This window comes from Frankia sp. AiPs1, from assembly GCF_023716945.1.
In the GTDB taxonomy this organism is placed as follows: Bacteria; Actinomycetota; Actinomycetes; order Frankiales; family Frankiaceae; genus Frankia.
The window spans coordinates 1-2,824 of record NZ_JAMQQF010000691.1 but is presented as its reverse complement, the minus strand read 5'-3'; the positions used below and the strand labels follow the sequence as shown (position 1 = coordinate 2,824).

At 74.1% G+C, this 2,824-nt stretch carries 1 protein-coding gene and 2 pseudogenes; all 3 read left to right on the top strand.

The window, feature by feature from the left end; all coding sequences use genetic code 11:
* Positions 1-561: pseudogene (locus tag ND748_RS29450) on the top strand (hypothetical protein); the annotation flags it as partial.
* Positions 562-679: 118 nt separating this feature from the next.
* A complete protein-coding gene (locus ND748_RS29445) occupies positions 680-1,255 on the top strand; it encodes a R3H domain-containing nucleic acid-binding protein (RefSeq protein WP_251749460.1) in 576 nt (191 codons plus the stop codon).
* Between the two features lie 219 nt (positions 1,256-1,474).
* Positions 1,475-2,824: pseudogene (locus tag ND748_RS29440) on the top strand (hypothetical protein); the annotation flags it as partial.

Sequence of the window (2,824 nt, the reverse complement as noted above, 5' to 3'; positions counted from 1 at the left end):
GCCAAGTCCAAGAACCGCGCGCGGCCGTCGGCTGCGGGCGGGCCGAGTCTGACCAAGAGCGGCGGCTCAGGCGCCGGGGCGGTGGCCGCGGCGGGTGACAGCTCGACCACGGCGAAGGGCGCCGGGGGCAAGGGCGCGACAGCGAAGGCAGGACGAGGCTCCTCGTCGGCCCCGCCCGGAACCCGGTCCCGCAGCGGCGCGTCGGCGGCCCGTACCGGCGGGACGGCGAAGACCTCGCCGCCGCTGCCCGCTACGCCGGTCGCGGGTGCGGTCGGGGGAGCCGAGGATGCCCCCACAGCGGCGCGTTCCTCGGCCGCGGGAGGGAAGACTGCGGGAGGGAAAGCCGCGTCGGACGGTCGGAAGAGCTCGTCGGGCAAGGGTGCCGCGGCAGCCGCCGGCAGCGGCGCCGAGCCGGCGGCCACGGCGGCCGCCGTGCCCGCGACCGGCGACGGCGCGGGGACCCGACCTGCCCCGGTCCCCGCCGGTGTTCGCCGCCAGGTCGGCGGTTCCCGTCCCGCCAAGAGGCGGGGCAAGGGCAAGCGGCCCGGCGGGCGGCGTTGACCCGGGGAACCCCTTTCCGACCGGCGGGCGAACTCGCCGGTCCCCCTGATTTCGTCACCATGCGGGGGCATCCCGTAATCTCTGCTCCGCCGCCCCCTGTTCCCCTGGAGAAGCGCTGATGACCGGTTCGGCACCTGACCTGGCTGTGGATGGAGCTCTGGCTGTGGATGGAGCTGGAGTCTCCGACGAGGAAGGCTCCCCGGAGGAGACCGGGCTCAGCCCGCAGGAGCGGCGACTCGTCGACCTCGAACAGGAGGGGGAGATCGCCGCCGACTACATCGAGGGCCTGCTGGACATCGTCGACATGGACGGCGACCTCGATCTCGATGTCGAGGGCGGCCGGGCCGTCGTCGCGGTGGTCGGCGAGAAGCTCGACAAGCTGATCGGGACCGGCGGCGAGACCCTCGAGGCGCTGCAGGAGCTGACCAGGCTCGCCGTCCTGCAGAAGACCGGGAACCGCAGCCGCCTCATGCTCGACGTCGGCGGTCACCGGGCGCGGCGTCGGGTCGAGCTTCGCGCGATCGCGACGGCTGCGGCGGAGCGCGCGATCGAACGCGGCAAGCCCGAGACGCTCGCCCCGATGACCCCCTTCGAGCGCAAGGTCGTGCACGACTCGATCGCCGAGATCGACGGCGTCCACAGCGAGTCCGAGGGCGAGGAGCCGAGTCGGCGGGTCGTCATCCTGCTCGGCTGACCTGGCCTCGGCCGACCGGCCCCCCACGCGACCGGCACTCGGGCGTCTGATTCGGCGTATTGCGCGCGGACCTCGCCCGGCGGGCACAACGACCTCCCCCGCCGTGGGGGTCGGGGCCGGGCGCTAGATTTGGGCTGGAGGTGCGGCGGTCAGCGTCGCTGGTGATCGGGGGATGCCGTGCCGCCTGCGGGCCGTCGCCGGCCTGGGCGGTCCACGGTGGTGGCGGCCGGCGCGGTTGCGCTCGGTCTGTCCGGCGTCCTGTGCCTGCTGCATGCCTACCTGACCCGGCCCCTCTGGTACGACGAGATCTGGCGGGCGCACTTCGTCAGCGAGCCGCTTGCGTCGTTCTGGTCGGAGCTGACGGTCGCCAACACCCCGTCCGCGTTCGGCTGGCTCGGAATCACCCGGCTCGCGGGCGAGGCGTTCGGCTGGCACTCATGGTCGCTGCGGCTGCCCGGCTTCATCGCACTGCCCCTGCTCGGGGCCACGATCGTCGTGCTCACCCGGCGGTTCGCCGGGACGGCGTCGGCGGTGTTCGCCGCCTGCTGGCTGTGCCTCAACACGACGTTTCTCGACCTGGCCACCCAGCTCAAGCCGTACACGGTCGAGGCGCTCGCCGCGGTGTGCATCGTCGCCGTCTGGACCGCCGACCCGCTTGGGCCGGCCGACGAGGTCTCGGCCGCCGGGGCCCCGCGCGGGCCTGACCGTGGCCGCCTGGTCCGGCGGACGGCGGCGGGTGTGCTGGCGCTCGTCGCAGTGCCGGGGATCTTCGTGGTGGTCCCGCTGGCGGCGGTCGACCTGTGGCGGGGCCCGGCGCGTCGGTGGCGGCTGGTCGAGTGCCTGCCCGCGCTCGCCCTCAGCATCGTGCACACGGTCGGGTTCGTTGCCCACCAGTCCAGTCAGCGCGACGGCGACTACTGGGATCGCCAGTTCCTCGCCGGCCGCGGGCCGTGGGCGGCACTGCGGTTCGTCGCCGATCAGGTCCGCGCCACCGTCACCGGCTCGCCGCCGGGAATCGACCGCTTCGACCCGAGTCTCATCCACGGCACGGTGCCCGCGGGGCCGTTGCGCTCGGCCCCGGCCGTCCTGATCGCGATCGCGGTCACCGTGGCCGGGGGGGCCGGCATCGTGGCACTTGCCCGCCACCGGCAGGGTCGGGCTTTGCTGGCCGCGCTCGGCGGTGCGGAGCTGATGATGCTCGGCGCGAGCGCCGCCCGGTACTGGCCGTTCGGACCGACCCGGACCAACCTCTATGTGGTGCCGCTGCTCGTTGTTGTGGTCGTGGTGGGGGCGGAGCGGGTGATTCGGTCCCTCCTGTCGGCGGTGAGCGGCCGCCTGCGCCGTAATGCGCCCCAGCGAGCCGCTGGGCGCCCCGAGGGGGCACTCCCTACCCGGGCCATGCCGAGACTGGTATTTGCCCGATCACTCTGGGATCCTTTTCCGAGATGGGTAACAGAGAGAGACGACTCATCCGCCCTTCCCGGGGCGCTGGTGCCGGCTCCCGCGCCCTCCCCGCGACCGGCACCGGCTCGCGCGGCCTGCCCGCGACCGGCACCCGCCGGCCAGGCA

Excerpts from the sequence above, each read along its gene's own strand:
- ND748_RS29445 (WP_251749460.1), top strand. The coding sequence starts at position 680 with ATGACCGGTTCGGCACCTGACCTGGCTGTGGATGGAGCTCTGGCTGTG.